The organism is Staphylococcus sp. FSL W8-0056 (genome assembly GCF_037963075.1).
Lineage (GTDB): Bacteria > Bacillota > Bacilli > Staphylococcales > Staphylococcaceae > Staphylococcus > Staphylococcus aureus.
The window spans coordinates 2,104,048-2,127,660 of the sequence record NZ_CP150142.1; the positions used below are offsets into that span (position 1 = coordinate 2,104,048).

Here is a 23,613-nt window from a genome sequence, read left to right on the forward strand (position 1 = left end):
TAATTCGATATTCATTGAATAAGCTTGAAATACATATCTACCATGTGTATCATTTCATGGCTTGTTACCAAAGACGTCAACATTAATATGATTTGAATTATCACAATACCCATAACTACAATCTAAGGTTCTTTTTATTATACCCTAATTTTTGTTCATTATTATTTAATTTTTGTGAATTTTATGTTTTCTATAAATTTAATTATTTTACTTTAACAATTCATTACGCATTTAGCATTTCAAGGCATACACAATATTTATTACTATGATTTCATTTTATCTGCTGCAAAAACAATCATTATAACTCTTTTTCCATAATTAAATCTGTATCCGTTACATCACCTGTTTGAAAATGATGTTCACCAACCACTTTAAATCCATGACGTTTATAAAATGCTTGAGCACGAGGATTATGCTCCCAAACTCCTAGCCAAATTTTATGTTTATTATGTTCTTGAGCAATTTTTTCGGCCAATTCTATCAATTGTGAACCTCTTCCGCCACCTTGAAAGTCTTTCAAAAAATATATGCGCTGCACTTCTAAATAGGTCTCCCCCATTTCTTCAGTTTGAGCACTATTAATATTCATCTTTATATAACCAACATTCGCACCATCTTCTTGATAAAAATAATGAAATGAATCTACATGGTTAATCTCTTGTGTAAATTTTTCTACAGTATAATTGTCTTTAAAAAATTGATCAAAATCTTTGTCATCATAGTAAGAACCAAACGTGTCATAAAATGTTCTAGTTGCTAATTCAACTAATTCACTAGCATTTTGTTCTGAAATTTCTTTGATTATCCCAGCCATATAAATCCTCCAATAAACAGTGATCGAATCAAAATATTACTTATGTTATTTTTCAGCCAAAACTATTTAAAAATACATTAACACAAATCAATTACAAATTGTATTGATTGTGTGTAACATCAATAAATGATACATTTATTCCAGTAAAATGGCCGTATTTTCAAAAGAGAAAAAGAGAGGATGTATCGTTGTGATAGAAACATTTAAAGCGTTTGTAATTGATAAAGATGAGAGCGGTAAAGTGACACCAACTTTCAAACAATTATCGCCTACTGATTTACCTAAAGGAGATGTGCTGATTAAAGTACATTACTCTGGTATAAATTATAAAGATGCTTTAGCGACTCAAGATCATAATGCAGTCGTAAAATCGTATCCTATGATTCCAGGAATAGATTTAGCTGGAACAATTGTTGAATCCGAAGCACCAGGCTTTGAAAAAGGAGAACAAGTAATTGTAACGAGTTATGACCTAGGTGTTAGCCATTATGGCGGTTTTAGTGAATATGCGCGTGTAAAATCAGAATGGATTATCAAGCTTCCTGATACTTTAACATTAGAAGAATCAATGATATATGGCACAGCTGGTTATACTGCCGGTTTAGCAATTGAAAGACTTGAAAAAGTTGGAATGAATATTGAAGATGGTCCTGTACTCGTTCGCGGTGCTTCAGGTGGTGTCGGTACTTTAGCAGTACTCATGCTTAATGAACTTGGTTATAAAGTTATCGCAAGTACAGGTAAACAAGATGTTAGCGATCAATTACTTGAACTTGGTGCCAAAGAAGTTATCGATCGACTTCCTGTTGAAGATGATCATAAAAAGCCACTCGCATCATCAACTTGGCAAGCTTGTGTAGACCCTGTTGGTGGCGAAGGTATTAATTATGTTACAAAACGTTTAAATCATAGTGGATCAATTGCAGTTATTGGTATGACTGCCGGCAATACTTATACTAATTCTGTATTCCCTCACATTTTAAGAGGCGTAAACATTTTAGGAATTGACTCAGTATTTACTGCTATGAAATTAAGACAGCGCGTTTGGCGTCGTCTCGCAAAAGATTTAAAGCCTGAAAATTTACATGAGATCAAGCAAGTTATTACATTTGATGAACTTCCAGAACAACTTAACAAAGTAATTAATCATGAAAATAAAGGCCGCATTGTTATCGATTTCGGTGTAGATAAATAGTATTCATGAAAAAGACATCCCGTTATGCGAGATGTCTTTTTTAATTTAGTATTTGATATACATACCGCCTGAATCTGGTTCGGTAGGCATAAATCCAAATTTTGCATATAATTTATCCGCTGGGTAGTCTGCGATCAGACTAACGTATGCACTTTCGACAGATACATTTTTAATATACTTCATAATATGTTCCATAATTAGACTGCCGTAATCTTGACCTTGATAACTTTTCGAAACAGCAATATCAACAATTTGAAAAACAGTTCCGCCATCGCCAATCACTCTACCCATACCAATTAACCGATCTTTATCATACAAGGTTACTGTAAATAAGGCATTAGGTAATCCTTTTTCAGCTGCTTCGCGCGTCTTTGGACTCATACCTGCGTTAATCCTTAATGCGCAATAATCCTCGCAAGTCGGAATATCATATGTCACTTTAACCATTATTTACCCCACTTTTCATCACACAATATATCAACCTAGTATAAATGTTTATTTACAATAGTCTTATTCGCTTCTTTAAACACTTCATGATGACTTGAAACATAACCCTCTGCATTCGCATCTGGTTGGATATATGTTTTAGCAAGGTTCGCTGCATTTGCACCATCACTAAATGCACTTGCAATTAGATGTGATTTTGCATCATGATAAACAATATCTCCACACGCATAGATACCAGGTATACTAGTTGTCGTATTACCAAATCCTTTAACACGACAATCATCATGCATATCTAGCTTTGAAGATGTTTCACTCAATAATGTATTACAACGATCAAACCCATGACTAATAATGACATCGTCAAATTTAACTGTATGCCTATCGCCACTTTCAACATGTTCCAAAACAACTTCACTTATATGCGTTTCATCATCATTGCCGACCAAGTATTTAATACGTGTTTTTGGGCATAGTTTCACATTTAAATCTGTCACCAACGTTTTCATCGCTTCATGACCACTTACATCTTCTTTTCGATAAACAACTGTCACGCTTTTAGCAATCTTGGCAATATCATGCGCCCAATCTAATGCTGTATTTCCTCCACCTGATATTAATACATCTTTATCTTTGAAACGTCTGTAACTTTGTACAACATAATGTAAATTAGTTAATTGATATCTCTCTACACCTTTAACATCTAATTGTTTTGGATTAATAATACCCGCACCAATTGCAATGATAACTGCTTTCGATGTATATATTTCTCCCGCTTCTGTTTCAACTTCGAAATGACGTTCTGCCTTTTTCCTAATATCTACCACACGTTCATTCAAATGAACTTCCGGTTTAAAATATAATCCTTGCTTAATTGTATCTTTTAAAATTTCATGACAAGGTTTTGGCGCAATGCCGCCAATATCCCAAATAATTTTTTCAGGGTAAATTCTCATCTTACCCCCTAATTCAGATTGAACATCTATCAATCTTACAGACATATCTCGCAATCCAGCATAAAAGCTTGCATACAAACCAGACGGACCGCCACCAATGATTGTAACATCTTTCATTATGTGCCTCCTATGACTCTCTATATTCATTTCTTTCATTAACGTGCTCAAATTGATAATTATTATCATTTAAAGCCATTATACTATTAATATTTATATTGTTAAAATAAATCGCATAGTTAATCATGAATTATCAATAACTATCCCATCACAATATAAAAACACACCTTTCAAAGTAAGAAACAACAATGTTCCTTTGAAAGATGTGTATATTTTTTAGTTCTAGTTATATTATTTTTTAAAAGACTCATCACGTGGTTCTTTAAGAATTGCTTGTCTTAAAAGGAAAAATAGCAACAATAAACCTGCAAGCATACCTGTGTGCCCAATACCTGCAAAGCCTGCAAATGCTTCTGGAGAGTATGATTTACCAGTGACTTGGAAGAATCCTTTTGTCACCATCATACCTATAGTAACGATAACACCTATGTTATATACATAGAAGAACCAGTTAAATAAGTAGTAACTTGATAATTTAAATAACTTCTCCAATGGTAATAATATTAAAAACATAAACATACCTAAAATAAGTGTATGTGTGTGTACAAGTGATAATTGTGTTGTACCAGTAAAATCATATGCTTTTGTTAGCTCTCTATAGAAAAAGCCACTAAATAAACCTATGATCATATAAAAAAGAAATGAATATAATAACCTACGCATTTTGAATCCTCCCTCACCTTTTCATTATATCCGATTATACCTATTATAACAGTGACAAAAAAGCGAAGATATGACACAACTGAATTTGGTTTAGCACATAGTATGACAGCTAAAATAACTTTACATCAAGCGCTATACAAATAAAATAGCTATACCATGACGCTCGCTACAAACGTCTTGTATAGCTATTATTTCTATTTATTAAATTATGACGGCACTTCAGTACGTTTTGTGCTATGTTTTCTAACAATAGCTGAAACTAAACTTGATACAGCGCCAAAAATCATAAACCCTATAAACATCCACATTGTACTATTTAATTCAATATGATGATTCAAGTATAATAGTTCTCTTACACTTGTTGCATAGTGTGTGAATGGATTCCAATCATATACATATTTTTGATAACTTTCAGGCAACATTTGTTTAGGTAACGTTACAAGTTGCATACTAAAGAACATTAAAATGAAGAAAATTGGAACTGACTTCATACCTAGCCATACCATAACACCTAAAATAAGGCCCACGAAACCAAGAATCGCAAATGCTACAAAAATTGCGATACGATTTGGATGGTCAAAATCAAATCCTTGAACGCCTTGCATGAAATAAATATAAACAAAGCTACCTGCAAATGCTGCAACAATTGCAAATATCATCTGTCCAATTGAAGCAATGATACGATGTTGCACGACGATATTGTTACTAGTTCTAAATGCAAAGAACAATAAGATAGACGTTACGATTGAACCTATCCAAATTGGCATAAACATTAGGAATGGTGCATTACCACCTGCTTGGTGATCTTTAACTTTATTAAGTTTTTCATTATCCACTTTTACTGGATTCGTCAAACCATTGATGTCCGCGGCATTGACTTTAACATTTTGACTCGTTAATGTTTCCAAACTTTGCTTCGTAATTTGAGCATTAATATTATCACCCATACCAGTTAACACAGCTGATGCAATTTGTGAACCTTGTAAGCTTGATCCTTCACTTACAATCGTTTTAAATTTAGCCTGCTTAACCTCTACTTGTTGATTCCCCATTTTTTGTTTCATTTGTTGAACCACTTGTGGCGGAATTTCACCTGAAGCAACTTTTTGTTGCATTTCTTCTTTTTTACTATCCATAACTACTTTTTGTGTTTTACTCATAGCATCTTTTGAAAAGTCTTTATCAATAATAGCTACTCCAAAGATTTTTTGATCTTTCAAATCTTTTTCAAGGTCTTTTTCACTATCAACCTTAACCCATTTAATTTTATTAGAATCACTATCTAATAATTTATCCTCTAATTTTTTACCAATGTTAACATTTTTATCTTGAATCGTTGTACCTTTATCCTCGTTTAATATACCAATTGGTAAATCTTTTGGTTTAGGATTATATGCAGGATAAAAAGCTAAAGAAAAGATTACCAAGATAATCATAGTTGCTATTGGCGCAATCCATAATAATTTATTTTTAAATATATTCATTTTATTAATTACCTCCTTATTAGACAATGTGTTGAATATTTCGCATGTTGTCTATTATAATATGTAAGTGGGAATAAACAATACACAATGTTCATCAATACGTTCATTAATAGACAAATACACCCACATTGTTCAATAACACAAGGAGGTTGATTTATTTTTGAAAGAAGATAGGCGAATTAGAAAGACAAAGTCCTCCATTAAACAAGCGTTCACTAAATTACTACAAGAAAAAGATTTAGAAAAGATTACCATTCGCGACATAACAACACGCGCTGATATCAATAGAGGGACATTTTACTTACATTACGAGGATAAATATATGTTACTCGCAGATATGGAAGATGAGTATATTTCAGAACTAACGACATATACTCAATTTGATTTGTTACGCGGTTCTTCAATTGAAGACATTGCGAATACTTTTGTAAATAATATACTCAAAAATATTTTCCAACATATTCATGATAATTTAGAGTTTTATCATACTATTTTACAATTGGAACGCACGAGTCAATTAGAATTGAAAATCAACGAACATATCAAAAATAATATGCAACGTTATATTAGTATCAATCATTCTATCGGAGGCGTTCCAGAGATGTATTTTTACAGTTACGTTTCCGGAGCAACAATTTCAATTATTAAATACTGGGTAATGGACAAACAGCCCATTTCAGTTGATGAATTAGCTAAACATGTGCATAATATTATTTTTAATGGTCCATTAAGAATAATGGCAGAAAACCGTTTGCATAAATCAAACCTTGATTCACTAACTTAAGTAATACTCGCTTTTCCTAAATCCTTTAGAAAGGAACTATATATCATGATTACTTCATTCAGACATTCTGAAGATATAGATAAACATATTATAAAAACACCATTAGATCATACAGCGTCATGGATTAATGTAGTAGAACCAGACCGAGAAGAAATTGAAAATCTTATGGAACAATATAATATACCTGAAGACTTTATACGTGACCCTTTGGACTCAGAAGAAAGTTCCCGTATTGAATATGACGAAGATACTGGTTACTCATTAATCATTATTGATTTACCTATCGTCAATTCAACTAATCGTAGCGTTCTATCTTTTGTAACGATTCCATTAGGCATTATTATTGGCAACGGTATTATCGTAACAGTTTGTGACGCTGAAAATGAATTTTTAGAAAATTTACCTAAGCGTGATATTAATTTAAAATTTCACAGCAGATTTGCATTAGAAATTTTAACTACTATTGCCGACCATTATAATCGTAACTTACGATTACTTAATAAAAGTAGAATTCGTATTGAGAAAGAACTAAAAAATAACATTACTAACAAACAACTTTTCAAATTAATGGAAGTTGAAAAAAGTTTAGTATACTTTTTAGCTGCCTTAAAAGGTAACGATACAATTATTAAAAAGTTATTCCGTTTACCTGCAATTAAACGTTTTGAAGAAGATGAAGAATTACTAGAAGATTTAATCATTGAAAATAACCAAGCCATCGAAACAACAGAATTACATCAACGTATCTTAGAAAGTATCACAACATCATACGCTTCCTTATTATCTAATGATATGAATACGATTATGAAGACATTAACACTTTTCACGGTACTATTAACGTTACCAACGCTCGTATTTAGTTTCTTCGGTATGAATGTGCCGTTGCCAATTGATGACCATAGTTATATATCTTGGATTATTGTGGTAGGTATTTCATTAATTCTTGTCGTAATTGTTAGTATTTTCTTATGGCGTAAACAGAAATTATAACTAAATTAAAAGGTATGACAGCTTAAAGTTTCATCCTATTGCATTTGCAATGACTGATACTTTGATTACTGTCATACCTCTTTTTTATTCTACAACTTCTTTATTTGCTTTTCTTTTAGATAAAATTAAAGTAACTGTTATAGCAATGATGAATGATATTGTCATACCAACAAAGTAGTGTAACCATCCTGCATGTACTGGATTGATTGAAATAAATCCTGGCAATCCAGCAGTTCCTAATGCGATTGCTTTAACCTTGAAGAAAGCAATATATGCTGAACCAATACCTGATCCAACGATAGCGCCAATAAATGGATATCTTAGTTTTAAGTTAACACCAAACATAGCCGGTTCTGTAATACCAAGTAATGCTGAAATACCTGCGGCAGATGCCACACCTTTTAACTTCTTATTTTGTTTAATAATAAAGAACGCTGCAATTGCTGCACCACCTTGTGCAACATTAGACATTGTCGCAATCGGGAATATAAATGATCCACCCGTTTTAGTGGCATCTGCAATTAATGTCGTTTCTACAGCTATAAAGCTATGATGCATACCTGTAATAACAATCGGAGCATACAATAATCCGAATATTAATCCACCAATTGCACCACCAAATTCATAAAGCCATGTTAAACCATCTGATAACCAGTAACCTAATTGTCGAGTGATTGGACCTACAAATGAAAATGTTAGAAATGCTGTTATAAAAATAGATAACAATGGTGTTAACAAATTATCTAACACCGTTGGAATAACTTTGCGTAACCCTTTTTCAATTGAGGCTAAGATATAAGCTGCTACAAGCATAGGTAACACTTGTCCTTGATAACCTACTTGATTAATATGCAAACCAAAAACATCCCAATATGGAATAGCCTTACCTGCTTCAACTGCTTTTGGGAAATCGTATGCGCTCATTAGCGATGGATGAACTAGTATCATACCTAATACAGCACCTAAAAATGGATTGCCACCAAAGCGTTTTGCTGCACTAAATCCAATTAAAATTGGTAATAATGTAAATGGTGCATTCGCAAAAACATTTATCATTTCAGCTAATCCAGCAAATTGACTATATACATCTATCAATGATTTACCTGAAAAGAATAAATCTTTCGCAGTCAAAATGTTATTTAACCCCATTAATAAACCACCAGCAACGATGGCTGGTATAATCGGAACAAAGATATCTGAAAGCATTTTTACAAATCGCTGTAACGGATTCATATTTTTAGCAGATTGTGCTTTGACTTCCGAAGTGGTTGATGCTTCTTTTCCAGTTAATTTTTCCAGTTCACTAAATACTTTATTGACTGTACCAGACCCAATAATAATTTGGTATTGTCCCCCAGTAGAAAACGTCCCTTTAACTACATCCATATTGTTTAGCGCCTCTTCATTTACTAAACTTTCATCATTTAAAACTAATCGTAGTCTCGTTGCACAATGCGCCATTGCATCTAAATTCTCTTCTCCGCCTATCGCGTTCAAAATATCTTCTGCGGATTGCTTATAATTCATATATTTAGCCTCCTAATTAGAACCGGTTCCATTTATTCCACTTTATTGTAACCGGTTCCAAAAATATTTGCAACACTCTATTATCATTTTATATAAACACCTACACCATTTTTGATAGCGCATTCATTTTTATTGCTATACTATATGCATGTATATTAACATTAATTATCGGAGGTAATTTTATGAAAGAACGTGGCCATATCGAACAGCTTTGGCGTGAGGAAAAATATCATGTATTGTTACACAGTCAACAGTCTTACCAAATGATAAGGAATGCTTTAAAAACGGATTTATCACTTCATCAAGTCCAACAAATGATTGATGATGCTTTGTTAATTGAACCGAGTATAGGAAGTGTATGTAATGCTTTTGATCATATGTGGGGATATTTTAAAAAATGTGCGAATGAAGAAGAAAGAAAACAATCAAAACTACTTAAAGCTGATTTTATTAATGGTAAAATCGACACCCAAACTTTATTAGATTTTTTAGCAGAACTTGCTAATAAATATGATGTTCAATATTTACTACAAAGTCGTGTTTTAAACACAAAAAGAAAGAGATAGATTGAAACTTTAGTTGTAACGGACAAATAGTAGTCATTGGAGTTCAGCAATTCATACTTTGTACTAAAGTTTACTATAATCTATCTCTCAAGGTTTAAATGTACATATCTATATTAAGATGCGTTTCATGATGTTAGAAGATACCATACACATTTAATTAGTTACAGCATAAATCAATTTATACCCTTAATTATTACATTGTTTATATTTTAAATTCGGGGGAGTAATTTTAAGTAATATCTTGTTGCTGCTAATTCTATTGTTAATAAATTGATATTAGATGTAGAAATTGAGTGTGAAAGTTAATAATAGATGATTTAGCTAGTAACATAATTAATTCATATATAGTCAAAAAGTTCTGTTAGATACTGTTCTTGATGAATATTCTTTGATGTTAGGTGTTAGCTATTCTAGATGAGTTTCTTAGATGTGGATGCCTGTCCTGATGAAGTTATCTATGATGTTAATATAATACTTGATGTTGATTCTTAGATGTTAGTGCGATTTCAAGATGCTGATTCTTTGTTGTTGCACTATCTTGGTGACGTTTCTAGTTGTTTATAGTTATCGCATCTCTTGATGTAAAATCTAAGATGTTTATGCATTTCTAGATGTTAATTCTTCGCTGCTTAAGAATTATCTTGATGGTAAATCTAGTTGTGCCATGCATTTTCTCATGATGAATCTAAGGTGTTAATTCATTGATGTGTGCTGTTTCTTGTTGCTTCATTATCTTGATGGTGAATTTCGTTGTCTAATGCACTTTTTCAAATGATTATTCTAATTGTTACGGCAATAACTAGATGGATTTTCTTAGATGTTCACTTTTCTAGATGTTTATACTTATCTTGATGTTTTCTAAACAGAACTTTTAAACGCTTTATTTTTTAGTAGATTGTTTAAAATTTCTTAGTTGATGGTTATTGTTGTTGATTTGAATAATTTGTAGCGAATATTTTGTAACAGGGCTACTAAGAATTTTTATAACAAGAAGTGATTTCAATCGTACTAATTTTCAGCGTTTGATGACAAAAGTGTATGTCCAAACTTAAATAATGGCGATAAAATTTAAGTCATGGGTACATTTAATGTTTTTTGATTCAAACTTCCATTTTGGTCAATTTGCTTTTTTTATAACATAGTTGAATATCAATAAAAGATTAGCAAGTTAGTTCAAAATGGCTATGTATTGTTTTTTGAAATACATAGGTTTGAAATCTATATTAATTATGCACCAAATAATTTAATTAGACTCTATCGAAAATTTCCAAATTTTGCTTACTATCTTTCTAATTTTACTTTTATATTGTGCACAATGCATAAAAACAAGCGTTTTCCTAGGAGTTTTCATTAATTTCTTTTATTTTTCACTATTACCTTTTCAAAAATATTCAACTATAATAGGTATACTATCCATGATTTTAAAAATTTCCATGTTTTACATTTAAATGATAGATTTCAATATATATTAGGCAGGAGAGAGAAATATGACATGCCAACTTAAAATACATCATACATTATCGACAATACCAAGTCGTAATATTAATAATATTATGGTGCTATTTTCACTTACAAGTAAACTCAATATTACGATTAATGGTGAAACCAAAGACGTAAGTAATTATATTATCTTAATTAACCATGGTGATATTTATAATATTAACCACGGCGAAAATATAATCGAATTAATGATACCCGTTTTTTATTTTTATCAACAAGATGATGATTTCTTTAATGGTTATTTAGATCGTCATTTATTACAATCAAGTAATTATATTAAGTCATTAATTGCCGATTTAATCAGTACACCAACAAGTTCTTCTTTAATGGGGAAAAATATAGGTCAAAGTATTATAGACACTTTACTTAAAGAAGCTTTTATAAGAATAGATCATGAATATTTACCAAATATTGCTTTAAGCAATCCGGTGTTCATAGACTGTGTAAACTATATTCATGACAATATTGATGCGCACTTGTCTTTAAAAGATATAGCGATGCATTGCAACATCTCTGAATCATATTGTTCTAATCTTTTTGTTCGATATTTGAGTATGAATTTTAAAGATTATTTTACAAGTATTAAACTTGTTAACGCCATCAATTTATTACTTTCTACAAAACATTCTATTACAACTGTTTCTGAATTGGCCGGTTTTAACAGTCATACAAATTTTGCAAATCAATTTAAGAATTACTTGCATTTTAGTCCTAAACAGTTCCGTTCACTCGTTTCCAAGATTACTGAACCACCACAAATACACTTCCAACAAGATAACGTATCACAATTCACTGAGTTAATTTCAACAATTGATTTAACAGCTCAACTGGCTACAAATACAACAGATATTCATATAGATGATTTTAATCCGAAAGATCGAAGTCAGCGTGCCAAAGTATTTGTTCGATTTAGTAATTTCAATGAACTATTTCAATTTATTTTCAATGAATATTACGATATTAACTTTGAGCACTTACCAAAACCTGTCGTTTTCATTGACGATATTCACGATATTGAGATTAGCCAAACGAATTACAACCTGTTAAATAGATGTTTTGAAAAGCTTTTCGAAAAAAATATAGGTTTAGCAATCGCTATTAAATCAACACAACAATTCGAAACGATGAAGCAGTTAATACTAACATTTTTACAAGGCAATCAAGACTATAAGACAAGCAAGAAATTAGTTAAATTTATGCTCGTATTTTGCTCTAATTCTATGACAGCAGAAGAAATTCATTTATGTCATCTTAAAATTAAAAACAAAAATAAAGAAATTAAATATAGTGTGACAGTCGATGGCTTTTTAGAAACTTATTCAACCGTGGAACAAGTTTATGATGTCATGCAGCGTCTTAAATTCCATTATTACTTTATTGATATTGAAAATTCAAAAACTGCAACACATCTTATCACTAAAAACCAACACTATCATCAAACTGACACTCATTTTGAACAGTATAAGAAATTTATTTTAGATTCAGGTATATCATCAACACAATTTGTATATAATAACCTGTCTGTAAGCGGATTTAAATATACTAATGATGGTAAGAATCCAATTCAATTATCTGACATAGTGTATCACTTAATCGCATTATTACGATATGGCGGTGGCATTAGCTATCAATTATTAGATGACCATTCAAATTATATTTCCTTGTACAACAAATATGGTAGCCCCCTACCATTAATGCATTTATATAAAATGTTTAGACCTTTTGTTAATGAAGATATTGAAATTACAAATAATTATGTATTGAGTCGTAAAGATAATAACTACCATTTCTTATTATTCAATAAAATTAATGATCGATATATGTCAGACGTAAAACAAGATTTCATTTTCCATAATGAATTACCTCAAGACTCTTTGATGATTATTAAAACATTGAATCATGAACATGGTTCAATTCAACATTTGCTTCCAATAAGCGATCAACTTGTTTATATAGAAAAAGAAATTTTAGATGAATTAGACAAAACGAATTACCCTAAAACGGAGCTTGCAGTTCAAGAAGAAACTGGTCGTACATTTGAACTCAAGTTAAATCACGACGAGGTTAAATATATTTGCTTTAAACCAAGCTAAATACTAACAGTCCTCTTGTGTTTAGTTTCTTACGTTAAAGGCTATTTATATCATAAGGAGATGATATGTAATGAGTAACTCACAAGCAATTCAAGCAATTGAAAACGTGTTAGCAACGTCAAAAGTTGGTGTATTATCAACTGCATATAATAACAAACCTAATAGTAGATATATGGTCTTTTATAATGATGGTCTTACTTTATATACTAAAACGAATATCCATTCTGCTAAGGTCAAAGAAATTAAAGATAATCCAGCAGCATATGTTTTGTTAGGCTATAACGACACAACTAATCGTAGTTTCGTTGAAATGGAAGCCACGATAGAAGTAGTTACTGATCAAAAAGTAATCGATTGGTTATGGGAGACTCAAGATAAAAGCTTTTTCAGTTCAAAAGAAGACCCAGAACTTTGTGTTTTAAAGGTGACACCACAATCTGTTAAATTGATGAATGACAAATCATTAGATACACCTATCAAAATCGATTTATAACACAAAGTATATATAGGAAATAACTTTTATGAATTCTAGATATAACAATGTTAAATACTTAAAATAACTCGCTATAATTAAAGTGTTTAATATGTTTACAATCCAATTTGCAATGTATTGTTTTTAGACACACTTTATTCACATTTAACGTGATTAGGGTGTGTCTTTTTAAATTAATTTTATGTAATATAAATACTGCATTTGCAAACTGTTGCACTTTTAGGTATAACAGAATTAACTACATTTAAGGAGATTGATGAACCATGAAAAAGAAAAAAGGTTTTGGTCTTGGTATTAGTTTAATCGCCATCATGTTAATTGTATGTATTGTATTAGTAATCATGATGATGACTGGCGGAAAGAAAGATACATACTATGGAATTATGAAAGATAATACTACTATTGAAAAAATGATTAGTGAAAAAGATGAAAGTATTGAAAAAAATGTTAAATTACCTTCAGATTCAGATGTTAAAGTTAAAAAAGGTGATTTTGTAATTGTTTATAAATTAGCAGATTCAGATAAAATTGTTAAAGTTAAAAAAGTTGACCATGATGACGTCCCTCACGGTTTAATGATGAAAATTCATGACATGGGCAAAATGCACATGAAACACTAATTAAGCTTTAATTTTGAGTAATATAGAAGATATTAAAAGCAGCAGTAAGATGTTTTCTAATTGAAAATTATCTTACTGCTGCTTTTTAAGAATTACTGTGTCAGTCTATTTTCGGTTCGCCTGCGCTTTTGCGCATGCATAAAAGCCCCTAACAACCTGAGGTCACTGCGCTTCGGTTCGCCTGCGCTTTTGCGCATGCATAAAAGCCCCTAACAACCTGAGGTCACTGCGCTTCGGTTCGCCTGCGCTTTTGCGCATGCATAAAAGCCCCTAACAACCAAAGGTTGTAAGGGGCTTTAAATGTCAGATAGTATTTTTTAAATTGATTTTAAATATTCTTGACCTTTTGCTTTGTCATATACGTTTTCCCATTTAGCTATAACGATTGTTGATAATGCGTTACCAATAACGTTTACACATGTACGTACCATATCTAAGATACGGTCAACACCAATAATTAATGCTAAACCTTGTGCCGGTAAGCCCATGGCACCTAATGTTGTTAATAAAACAACGATTGAAGTTCCTGGTACTGCCGCCATACCTTTAGACGTAATCATTAATGTTAACATCAACACAATTTGCTCTGATAATGTTAAGTGCATTCCATACATCTGTGCAACGAATAATGCTGCAATAGATTGATAAAGTGCTGATCCGTCTAAGTTAAACGTATAACCAATTGGTATAACAAAAGAAGTAATTTCTTTTGGAGAACCGAAGTTTTCCATTTTCTTCATCATTACAGGAAGTACAGCTTCCGAACTTGATGTAGAAAATGCTAAAAGCAATTCACTTTTCAAGATTCTAATAATATTCATGATATTAATACCACACATCCATGCAACTAGTCCTAGTATAGCGAATACAAAGAACACCATTGCAAAGACAACAACTAATACTAATTTTAATAGTGGTAATAATGCGGATGCACCAAATGTAATAATTGTAGTACAAATGAATGCAAACACTCCAAGTGGTGCTAATTTTAAAATTTTATTAATCATCCAGAACACAGCTTCAAGCGATCCGCTTAAAAATTCTTTAACTGGTTCTGCTTTTTTACCTACAGCAGCTAATCCTAATCCAAAGAATACTGCGAAGAAGATAATAGGTAATAATTCACCCTTATTTAAAGCTTCAAAAAAGTTTGTCGGAATAATATGTACAATGGTATCAATAAAATGATTTCCATATGTAGATTGTTCTGCTGCATGTGCAGTTGATTGATATTTAGAAATATCACCTTTAGGTAATTTTGTTGGGTCTAATCCAGCACCTGGTTTAAATAGGTTACCGAAGATAATCCCTAAACCTATTGCGATTGTTGTAATAATTTCAAAGTATAAAATTGTTTTCCAGCCATAACGCCCTACAGTTTTCGATTCCCCAACGTTCGAAATAGAAAGCGCTAGTGAGCAAAATACAACTGGTATAACGATCATTTTAATTAAATTTAAAAATACGTCACCAAATGGTTTAATGTAATTTGCTACGTTTTCTTGTCCATATAATAAAAGTCCTACGACAACACCTAACACTAATGCAATAACAACTTGCATAGGTAGGCTAATTTTTCTCTTGAATAGAGCCATAGTACAAACTCCCCTTCATCTGACATCACTCAATTATATCAGAAAATTGATAATTATCTATAAAAAATTAAAATATTTATCTTTTATAGATGTCAAAAATCACTAATTTCCATACAAAAACTGTTTACCTCAAATAATTAAAATTGAAGGCACTAAACTGTTTCACCAGTTTAACGTTTCACTATTTTGATGGTTTATAATTTTGATTGAAATATTTATGCTTTGCAGTTTTCAAACTTTTCTTAGTCTCTGTATCAAAGCCTTCAACAAATAATCCTTTATTAGTACTGATTGGTTGCACAACATAAGTTACACCAGGTTCATCTTTAAACGTAACTTCCTTATAGAAGAGACCTTTTTTAGCACTATACTCTGTTTTTTCTGATTTAATTTTATCTTTTAGATTTTTCTCTTCCAAGTAACTGTCAATTAGTTGAATATTCTTATGGCCTTGATATGTTTTCAGACCAAAGAAAAATGCTACTGCAACAATTAATGAAATAAATAATATAATGATAACTTTAATCGCGTTTTTTTTCTTCTTCATTATGTAACTCCTTTTTGCTTATCTATTCAGTATGAACGAATCAATTTATTTAATAAAGAGTTTTTACCAGATTGTAACAATTTTTTTATTCTCAATATTATTATAGAAATCGAATTACATACACGATGCTTTTAAAAAATTTAATAACAAATTTCATTTTACTATCTATCAAAATAATTGACTACTTTTAACAATTAAGGATGATACAATTACATTTTTTTCAATTTAAAAAATCAGTCATATCAGTAATTACCGATGAAAATACTAAGATATCGATATATTTTGCATTATTTAACATTTAAATTCAATTATAGACAATTCAATAATTGCGATGAAATCAGTACTTGACAACTATTACACTTCATAATATTGTTTATTTTAACAAGGAGTGATTGGATGTATGTAGAAAACAGCTATCTTAGCAAGCAGTTGTGTTTTTTATTTTATGTTTCTTCAAAAGAAATAATTAAAAAATACACAAACTATCTTAAGGAATATGATTTAACCTATACTGGTTACATTGTTTTAATGGCGATTGAAAATGATGAAAAACTTAACATCAAAAAATTAGGTGAACGTGTATTCTTAGATTCTGGAACACTGACACCATTACTAAAGAAATTAGAAAAGAAAGATTACGTTGTTCGAACACGTGAAGAGAAAGATGAAAGAAACCTACAAATTTCTCTAACAGAACAAGGTAAAGCAATAAAAAGCCCTCTTGCTGAAATTTCTGTTAAGGTCTTTAATGAATTCAACATTTCAGAACGAGAAGCATCAGATATAATTAATAATTTGCGGAATTTTGTTTCTAAAAATTTTGACTATTCCGACAGAAAGTAACTCCCTATCATAAGGTGATGGGCAGAAGTATGCATCGCTATGTTTATTCATTATCTTTATTGCTTGTATAAATCTCGATGCTCAGTTCTTTTGCCCTGATTCCTTATCAGGCACAAATCTACCCATTTATAACTTTTTTATCTCCCCTTTTACTTTATCTTTTTTAATACTACTCATATAATGGCTTTGTAATACAAATTTCTATAATGGAAGTGATGATATTGAACTTCAATCAATTCGAGAATCAAAACTTTTTTAACGGTAATCCAAGTGATACATTTAAAGATTTAGGTAAACAAGTATTTAATTACTTTTCAACACCTTCATTTGTAACGAATATATATGAAACAGACGAATTATATTACTTAGAAGCTGAACTAGCAGGTGTAAATAAAGAAGATATTAGTATCGATTTCAATAATAATACGCTCACTATTCAAGCTACTAGAAGCGCAAAATACAAATCTGAACAACTCATTTTAGATGAGCGTAACTTCGAATCATTAATGCGTCAATTTGATTTTGAAGCTGTTGATAAGCAACATATTACTGCTAGTTTTGAAAATGGGTTATTAACCATTACATTGCCTAAAATCAAACCAAGCAATGAAACTACTTCATCAACATCTATTCCAATTTCATAGTTAAATTTAAAATGAATACACTACTAAAGCCTTAATGTCATGCTACGAATATTGTGCATGATATTAAGGCTTTGTATTTAACTAAATGAATGTCATGTATTACATATCAACTGTGTTTCAATGAACCATATTCTTTTTGATATAAATGGCGCATGGTAAATAATGCAATGCATCCAAATACCGCTAAGAAAATAAATGCTAAATGGCTTGAACCTGTTAAATTAGCTACGTATGTGATGACCAACGGTGGGAAGAATCCTCCTAAACCACCCATCATTGATACGATACCATTTGCTGATCCTGCTTCATTTGAGAAGTAGGATGGTACTAATTTAAAAATTAAGCCGTTACCAATACCTGCACAAATACTTATTGTTAAACAGCCTACAGTGAATAATGCGATATGGTCTGAAATACCTAAAATAACGGCACCGATAATCATAATAACAAAATCAATCATCAGTACTTTAACTGCATTAAATTTATCACCTAGTATACCACCTATTGGTCTCAAGAATGTTGCCAGCGCAATGAATACACCTGAACGAATACCAGCATCTACTTTGTCAATTCCAAAATGATTTACTAAGTAGTTAGGTAAGAAAATACCAAATGCTACAAAAGCACCAAAAGTAATGAAATACCAATAACTTAAGTAATATAATTTGTAGTTTTTAGATAATGTTTTCATTTGGGCCATTAATGGCACTTTAATTTTACGTTCTTGTGTGTCACCAAAAATGAACATAATTAATGCAAATAAAGCGATAATAATTAAGTAACTTCTAACTGTTGTTTGCCAACCAATAATACCCGCTATCGGTGGTGCTAAAAATGAAGAAACTGCTGTACCGATATTCCCCATACCATAAATACCATTTGCTAGACCTACTTTTTCTTTTGGGAAATATTTAGGAACTGATGTAACACCAACAGAGAAAATTGCGCCACCTACGCCAAGGAAAAATCCTGATGCCATTAACATACCCGGCGTTTGTGCTTGGCTTAAGAAAAATATCGGGAATAACAATACGATAAAACTTGTAAAGAATACCCATTTAGCACCAACAATATTTGTTAAATAACCAAATGGCACACGGAGCACTGATCCCAAAATAACTGGTATCGCTAAAATGATTGATATTTGACCTTCAGTAACATTGACATCTTGTTTAATAAAGGGCATTAATGGCGCAATTATACTCCAAGCCATAAACCCAACCACTAAACTTAATGTTTGTAATGTAAGTTGAAAGCCACCTTTTGTTTTGTACATACGTTTCACCTTCATCAAAATCATTTATTTTTTAATAGATATCAATACTCTGCCTATATATTAGAGGTCAATGTTATTTAAAAATGCTTTCATTTATATGAAAACATTCAATATAGACAAAGTATTGACTACATATATATTTTATTATGATTGTGAAAAAGTGAACATAAGGATTTTCCCTTATTTATGAAGTGATTTACCCTATACAATGTCCCTTTAAGATGCTTTTAGACACTTATTCGCCATCATTTTAATCATATTATTTAGGAACACTCACATACTTTTCTTATTTTTTTCAATTAGTTACAATTACTGCTTGAAAATCACGTTACGTTATCCTTTATGCTGACAACATAAGGAGGTTTATCATGTATAAAATCAATATTATTAGATCAGATTCCGTCTATAAGAATATACTCAAGGCACCAATAAACGACCGTGATTCAATTTTCACTAAAGAAATATTAGTACCTTTTAAAAAGAAATTTGAGGTACAACATATGCCTATTTATAATGATGACAAACAGACAATGAGTGCGATTCAATTTTTAGATGCCTTTCAAATTTCTCCCAAAGATTTACGCATGTCTGACCAAATGTCAATACAATACCTGAATAATGATTTCTGGAGTAATTGCGAAAAATATTTAAAAGTTGCTATAGATCAATTTTCAAATTATAGTATCTCATCTCAAGTTTCTAACTATCATTTCACAGTATTACTTGGAGATAGCCAAAAACCACTTATGTATCTAAATAAAAATCGCGGTGGTGATGGTGGCATACCAGGTTATATTATGATTTATTTAGTGCCGAGTACAAGTACAATTAATTCTATGAAAAGCTTAATTGCACATGAAGTAAATCATAATATGCGCTATCAATATATTGATTGGGATGGCGGAAGTTTGATTGAATTGATTATTGCAGAAGGATTAGCTGAAAACTATGTAGAATCATTGTATGGTAAAGCGCATATTGGACCGTGGGTAACAAATACTAATTGGAGTCGTGATAACGTAAAAATTAAAAATACTATTTATAATCATTTACATTTAAAGCATATATTTGAATCGATGCCTTATCTCTATGGTGATGATATTAATAAACTTCAAGGTAGGCCTATCGTTGGCCTATCTCATGCTGCCGGGTATGCATGTGGCTATCACTTGGTAAAATACTTTTTACAAAAAACAAACATACCTATTGAAGTTGCTACAACACTTCCAGCACAAAAAATAATAAATGAGGTGACTGAATTTTGGCATACACATACACTTTAAAAGATATTATTGAAATTACAGGTGTAACTAAAAGAACTTTACATTATTACGATGAAATAGGATTATTAGTTCCAGATAAAAATGATAAAAATTATCGCGTTTATAAACAGCAAGACTTAGAAAAATTACAAAAGATTTTAATACTCAAGTCTTTTGATTTTGATATCGCTAAAATAAAACAATACATTTCGTATGATAATGAACAATTGCGAAAGTTATTATCAGAGCAAATAAGCAAGTTAGATAAAAAGATTTCTGACTTACAATTAATTAGACGCTCTGTATGTGAATTTATTAAAGGACTCTCTCTAATAGATACCAGCATTTTAAACAAGACACTACAGTCACAATATGATAAAGAAGCATCTATAAAATATGGTCATACGAAAGCATATCAATCATTTATTAGACGTAAAGACAGCTTACAATCGCAGGATATCAGACATAAATTGACAACTATCTTCAATAAATTTAATCATATGTCTTTGAGTCATTATCCAATCCAAGATTGTAGTGATCTCGTATTTGAGTGGAAGGCATTTATGAACACTATCGCTGATTTTGATGATGAAACATTATGCTGTATTGCTAAAACATATGAAGATGATACGCGTTTCAAAGATTACTTTAATTCATATGATAATCAAAATTTAGCATCATACATTTCAGAAGCTGTTAATTATTTTTTGAGCAATGTGAATAAGAGCGACAATTTTTAATCCTCATACAGATGCTACAACACTGAATACACCAACTAAAATAATTGTTCAAAGTAGAAAACTAATCATTTATTCTCTAAATCAATAACTATAATAAAAGTTATACCTTTGCAAAGCGAATTAGTATAGGTTACCGAAAGGAGAAAGGATTAGGTTCCATTCGATTTATAAAAAAATATATTTCGAAACATACAAAAGCGCCAGAAGATAATCATTTCCTCTCGCGCTTTTATACTGAATTATATTAATTTCAAACTCTAAAACTCTAATAATTTCTTTTTCAATGCATATTCAACTAGCTCAGGTTTACTCTTTAAGCCAAGCTTTGTCATAATATGCGTCTTATGTGCTTCTACTGTTTTCACAGATACAAATAATTTCTCTGCAATTTCTTTATTCCCGTAACCTTTGGCAATAAGTGGCAATATTTCTAGTTCTCGTTTTGATAAGATTTTAAAAGGATCTGTTGTGTTTGCAGTGTCCTGATTTGAATTAGATACAAATTCATTCACTAAAGATGTTGTAAGTTTCATATCTACATATGTTTCACCTTTATATACAGTTCGAATAGCTAACAATAATTGTTCATCAGGTGCATTTTTCAATATGTAACCTTTCGCACCATTACGCAACACATGGAACAAATACTCCTCATCATCAAACATTGTTAATATTAGTATTTTAGTTTCAGGAAAACTGTCAGCAATTTTACTCGTAGCGATAAGACCTGACTCACCTGGTGGCATACTTAAATCCATTAGTAACACATCAGGTTTATATTCCATTACTTTTTGGTAAGCTTCGACGCCATCTGCAGCCGTTGCAACAACTTCCATATCATTTTGATAATTTAAAATCATAGAGAACCCCGTACGGACAACAGCGTGATCATCGGCAATGACTATTTTCAATTTTATTCCCCCAATGTATGTTTCAAATTGGAATGTTCAATGTAACATTGGTACCCTCACCAATTTTCGTTTCAATATTGACGCTACCGCTGACTAACTCAGCTCGCTCATTCATTCCATATAAACCGAGTCCAGAACCTTTAGGCTTAGAACTTGGATCAAAACCATTTCCCGCATCTATCACTTCTGCTACCAAATGGCGCCCAGTTTGACGGATACCTACATTTATTTCATTTACATCAGCGTATTTCAACGCATTTAGAATAGCTTCTTGCACTACTCGATAAACAACCGTTTCAATATCACTATCAAAGCGAGTATTTTTAATATTTGATGTATATATGATTTTTATTCCATAATTTTCTTCAAACTGTTTAAAATATGATTTAAAAGCTGCTTCAAGGCCTAGATCATCCAAAGAAGCGGGTCTTAATTCAACCGACATATTACGTATATCATCAATTAATTTAGCGACAATATATTCAATATTTTCTGCGTCTTCCAAAAGCTTAGTTGTATCTTCTTGATATTTTAATAATCTCAATTGAACATCTACATTGAGCATTTCTTGAATCACACTATCATGTAACTCTCTAGAAATTCGCTTTCTTTCATTTTCTTGGGCTGAGATTGTTTTACGCATCATACGTTGTTGATGTAATTTCTCTTGCTGTTCAATTTGTGATGAAACATTTTGAAGCGTAAATGCATGAATTCCCCTGTCTTGATCAATCAACTGATATGTTGCTGTAAATGGCATCACTTTTTGATCTTTCGTCTTCATAAATACTTGGAAATTCGTAGCTTGTACTTGCATCGATTCTAAGAAACAGTCTTTACATGATTGTACATCATAGGCATTTGTATACCCTTCACATCTGTGACAAATCGCATTCGCCACAGCACTGTAATTATCTTCTTCAGATAATATATCTTTAGCAGCATCATTCATTGCAATAATTTTGCCGTTATCATCAGCAAAAACTATCTTTTCGATTGAATGCTCATAATATTTTTTCAATAAAGTATCTAACTGTATACTGTCCTCATTAATCATGACTTACACCCTAATTCATCTCATTATTTATCATCATTGAAAATACCAAACTTACGTTGAATATCATCATTATCAAATATTTTTGGTAAAGGACGACCATCTCTTTGACCAAATAATAGTACGCCATACACTTGATTCTTATACCAAAGCGGCACTGCTAAAACTGCTGTTAATGATTCGCTCAATAAAATTGGATAGTCAATCTTTTCTTCAGGCCCTAAAGCTAAACCAACATTGGCTATTACCATACGCTTTCCTGTTTTCATAACAGTTCCAGCTAATCCACGACCTTTTCTTAAAATAATCAATTTAAATCGATTATTTTTATTACCTGAAACATAGTGCCATTTTATTGGAGATGATGGTTTGTTAGATTCATAGAAAGCGATTGCCGCAAAATCATAACCCTCTTCTTTGCGTATTTTATCTAATGTCTCTTGAAATCTACGATCTTCAATTATTGCTTCTGGTGTCAAATCCTTTCACCTCTTA

Annotated in this window: 24 protein-coding genes; 11 read left to right on the forward strand and 13 right to left on the reverse strand. The window is 31.2% G+C overall.

Annotated elements, in window-relative coordinates; translation table 11 throughout:
- Positions 1-298: 298 nt before the first annotated feature.
- Positions 299-814, reverse strand: coding sequence for an N-acetyltransferase (locus tag NSS86_RS10775; protein WP_000907311.1), 516 nt, complete (start codon positions 812-814; stop codon positions 299-301).
- Positions 815-1,004: 190 nt separating this feature from the next.
- On the opposite strand from NSS86_RS10775, the gene NSS86_RS10780 reads away from it, so the two are divergent.
- Complete coding sequence (locus tag NSS86_RS10780) at positions 1,005-2,009, forward strand: oxidoreductase (protein ID WP_000573240.1); 1,005 nt, start codon at positions 1,005-1,007, stop codon at positions 2,007-2,009.
- Positions 2,010-2,054: 45 nt separating this feature from the next.
- Here the strand turns inward: NSS86_RS10780 and NSS86_RS10785 are convergent, their stop codons facing one another.
- The 5 genes from NSS86_RS10785 to NSS86_RS10805 form a co-directional block, all read right to left on the reverse strand.
- On the reverse strand, positions 2,055-2,456 hold the full coding sequence (locus NSS86_RS10785) for a GNAT family N-acetyltransferase (protein WP_000241607.1): 402 nt from the start codon (positions 2,454-2,456) through the stop codon (positions 2,055-2,057).
- Positions 2,457-2,491: 35 nt separating this feature from the next.
- Positions 2,492-3,526: an NAD(P)/FAD-dependent oxidoreductase gene (locus NSS86_RS10790; protein WP_000655971.1), complete on the reverse strand. Its 1,035-nt coding sequence runs from the start codon at positions 3,524-3,526 to the stop codon at positions 2,492-2,494.
- 10 nt (positions 3,527-3,536) lie between these two features.
- Positions 3,537-3,653 (reverse strand): hypothetical protein, encoded by a 117-nt coding sequence (locus NSS86_RS10795; RefSeq protein WP_001801916.1) that lies wholly within the window; start codon positions 3,651-3,653, stop codon positions 3,537-3,539.
- Positions 3,654-3,757: 104 nt separating this feature from the next.
- On the reverse strand, positions 3,758-4,189 hold the full coding sequence (locus NSS86_RS10800; RefSeq protein WP_001253464.1) for a DUF2871 domain-containing protein: 432 nt from the start codon (positions 4,187-4,189) through the stop codon (positions 3,758-3,760).
- 206 nt (positions 4,190-4,395) lie between these two features.
- Positions 4,396-5,673, reverse strand: a complete 1,278-nt coding sequence (locus NSS86_RS10805; RefSeq protein ID WP_001020011.1) for a YhgE/Pip domain-containing protein — start codon at positions 5,671-5,673, stop codon at positions 4,396-4,398.
- A gap of 160 nt (positions 5,674-5,833) precedes the next feature.
- On the opposite strand from NSS86_RS10805, the gene NSS86_RS10810 reads away from it, so the two are divergent.
- Entirely contained in the window at positions 5,834-6,457 is a 624-nt protein-coding gene (locus tag NSS86_RS10810) for a TetR/AcrR family transcriptional regulator (RefSeq protein WP_000656771.1), read from the forward strand.
- A 45-nt stretch (positions 6,458-6,502) separates the two neighbouring features.
- Positions 6,503-7,447: a magnesium transporter CorA family protein gene (locus NSS86_RS10815; RefSeq protein ID WP_000633068.1), complete on the forward strand. Its 945-nt coding sequence runs from the start codon at positions 6,503-6,505 to the stop codon at positions 7,445-7,447.
- An 84-nt stretch (positions 7,448-7,531) separates the two neighbouring features.
- Here the strand turns inward: NSS86_RS10815 and NSS86_RS10820 are convergent, their stop codons facing one another.
- The gene (locus NSS86_RS10820) at positions 7,532-8,974 is read right to left on the reverse strand and encodes a sucrose-specific PTS transporter subunit IIBC (RefSeq protein ID WP_001108116.1); all 1,443 of its coding nucleotides are present in this window, start codon (positions 8,972-8,974) and stop codon (positions 7,532-7,534) included.
- Between the two features lie 182 nt (positions 8,975-9,156).
- Here NSS86_RS10820 and NSS86_RS10825 point away from each other — a divergent pair, with 182 nt between their 5' ends.
- The 4 genes from NSS86_RS10825 to NSS86_RS10840 all read left to right on the forward strand — a co-directional run bounded on the left by NSS86_RS10825 (position 9,157) and on the right by NSS86_RS10840 (position 14,246).
- The gene (locus NSS86_RS10825) at positions 9,157-9,540 is read left to right on the forward strand and encodes a DUF1722 domain-containing protein (RefSeq protein ID WP_000664359.1); all 384 of its coding nucleotides are present in this window, start codon (positions 9,157-9,159) and stop codon (positions 9,538-9,540) included.
- 1,487 nt (positions 9,541-11,027) lie between these two features.
- Positions 11,028-13,133: an AraC family transcriptional regulator Rsp gene (gene rsp / locus NSS86_RS10830; RefSeq protein WP_000128366.1), complete on the forward strand. Its 2,106-nt coding sequence runs from the start codon at positions 11,028-11,030 to the stop codon at positions 13,131-13,133.
- Between the two features lie 70 nt (positions 13,134-13,203).
- Positions 13,204-13,626 carry a pyridoxamine 5'-phosphate oxidase family protein gene (locus NSS86_RS10835; protein ID WP_000071904.1) on the forward strand — a complete coding sequence of 141 codons (423 nt, stop codon included), beginning with the start codon at positions 13,204-13,206 and terminating at the stop codon, positions 13,624-13,626.
- A gap of 263 nt (positions 13,627-13,889) precedes the next feature.
- Positions 13,890-14,246 (forward strand): DUF4889 domain-containing protein, encoded by a 357-nt coding sequence (locus NSS86_RS10840; protein ID WP_000727328.1) that lies wholly within the window; start codon positions 13,890-13,892, stop codon positions 14,244-14,246.
- A 317-nt stretch (positions 14,247-14,563) separates the two neighbouring features.
- Here NSS86_RS10840 and NSS86_RS10845 read toward each other — a convergent pair whose 3' ends face one another.
- Together NSS86_RS10845 and NSS86_RS10850 are read right to left on the reverse strand one after the other, a co-directional pair.
- The gene (locus NSS86_RS10845; RefSeq protein ID WP_001173165.1) at positions 14,564-15,841 is read right to left on the reverse strand and encodes a cation:dicarboxylase symporter family transporter; all 1,278 of its coding nucleotides are present in this window, start codon (positions 15,839-15,841) and stop codon (positions 14,564-14,566) included.
- Between the two features lie 181 nt (positions 15,842-16,022).
- The gene (locus NSS86_RS10850; RefSeq protein WP_000727537.1) at positions 16,023-16,388 is read right to left on the reverse strand and encodes a DUF3139 domain-containing protein; all 366 of its coding nucleotides are present in this window, start codon (positions 16,386-16,388) and stop codon (positions 16,023-16,025) included.
- Positions 16,389-16,784: 396 nt separating this feature from the next.
- Here NSS86_RS10850 and NSS86_RS10855 point away from each other — a divergent pair, with 396 nt between their 5' ends.
- Together NSS86_RS10855 and NSS86_RS10860 are read left to right on the forward strand one after the other, a co-directional pair.
- Entirely contained in the window at positions 16,785-17,231 is a 447-nt protein-coding gene (locus tag NSS86_RS10855) for a MarR family transcriptional regulator (protein WP_000289215.1), read from the forward strand.
- A 215-nt stretch (positions 17,232-17,446) separates the two neighbouring features.
- Positions 17,447-17,875: an Hsp20/alpha crystallin family protein gene (locus NSS86_RS10860; protein WP_001797427.1), complete on the forward strand. Its 429-nt coding sequence runs from the start codon at positions 17,447-17,449 to the stop codon at positions 17,873-17,875.
- 106 nt (positions 17,876-17,981) lie between these two features.
- On the opposite strand, the gene NSS86_RS10865 is transcribed toward NSS86_RS10860, so the two are convergent.
- The gene (locus NSS86_RS10865) at positions 17,982-19,151 is read right to left on the reverse strand and encodes a nitrate/nitrite transporter (protein WP_000278556.1); all 1,170 of its coding nucleotides are present in this window, start codon (positions 19,149-19,151) and stop codon (positions 17,982-17,984) included.
- A 368-nt stretch (positions 19,152-19,519) separates the two neighbouring features.
- Here NSS86_RS10865 and NSS86_RS10870 point away from each other — a divergent pair, with 368 nt between their 5' ends.
- On the forward strand, positions 19,520-20,434 hold the full coding sequence (locus NSS86_RS10870; RefSeq protein ID WP_000276759.1) for a DUF2268 domain-containing protein: 915 nt from the start codon (positions 19,520-19,522) through the stop codon (positions 20,432-20,434).
- A complete protein-coding gene (locus NSS86_RS10875; protein WP_000332063.1) occupies positions 20,413-21,153 on the forward strand; it encodes a MerR family transcriptional regulator in 741 nt (246 codons plus the stop codon). Before NSS86_RS10870 ends, NSS86_RS10875 begins: the two co-directional genes overlap by 22 nt.
- Before the next feature lie 257 nt (positions 21,154-21,410).
- On the opposite strand, the gene nreC is transcribed toward NSS86_RS10875, so the two are convergent.
- From nreC to nreA, 3 genes are read right to left on the reverse strand one after another with little or no spacing between them, the layout of a single operon-like run.
- Positions 21,411-22,064 (reverse strand): nitrate respiration regulation response regulator NreC, encoded by a 654-nt coding sequence (gene nreC / locus NSS86_RS10880; RefSeq protein WP_000706315.1) that lies wholly within the window; start codon positions 22,062-22,064, stop codon positions 21,411-21,413.
- 22 nt (positions 22,065-22,086) lie between these two features.
- A complete protein-coding gene (nreB, locus tag NSS86_RS10885; RefSeq protein ID WP_000606546.1) occupies positions 22,087-23,121 on the reverse strand; it encodes a nitrate respiration regulation sensor histidine kinase NreB in 1,035 nt (344 codons plus the stop codon).
- A 23-nt stretch (positions 23,122-23,144) separates the two neighbouring features.
- Positions 23,145-23,597, reverse strand: a complete 453-nt coding sequence (gene nreA / locus NSS86_RS10890) for a nitrate respiration regulation accessory nitrate sensor NreA (protein WP_000186933.1) — start codon at positions 23,595-23,597, stop codon at positions 23,145-23,147.
- Between the last annotated feature and the right edge of the window lie 16 nt (positions 23,598-23,613).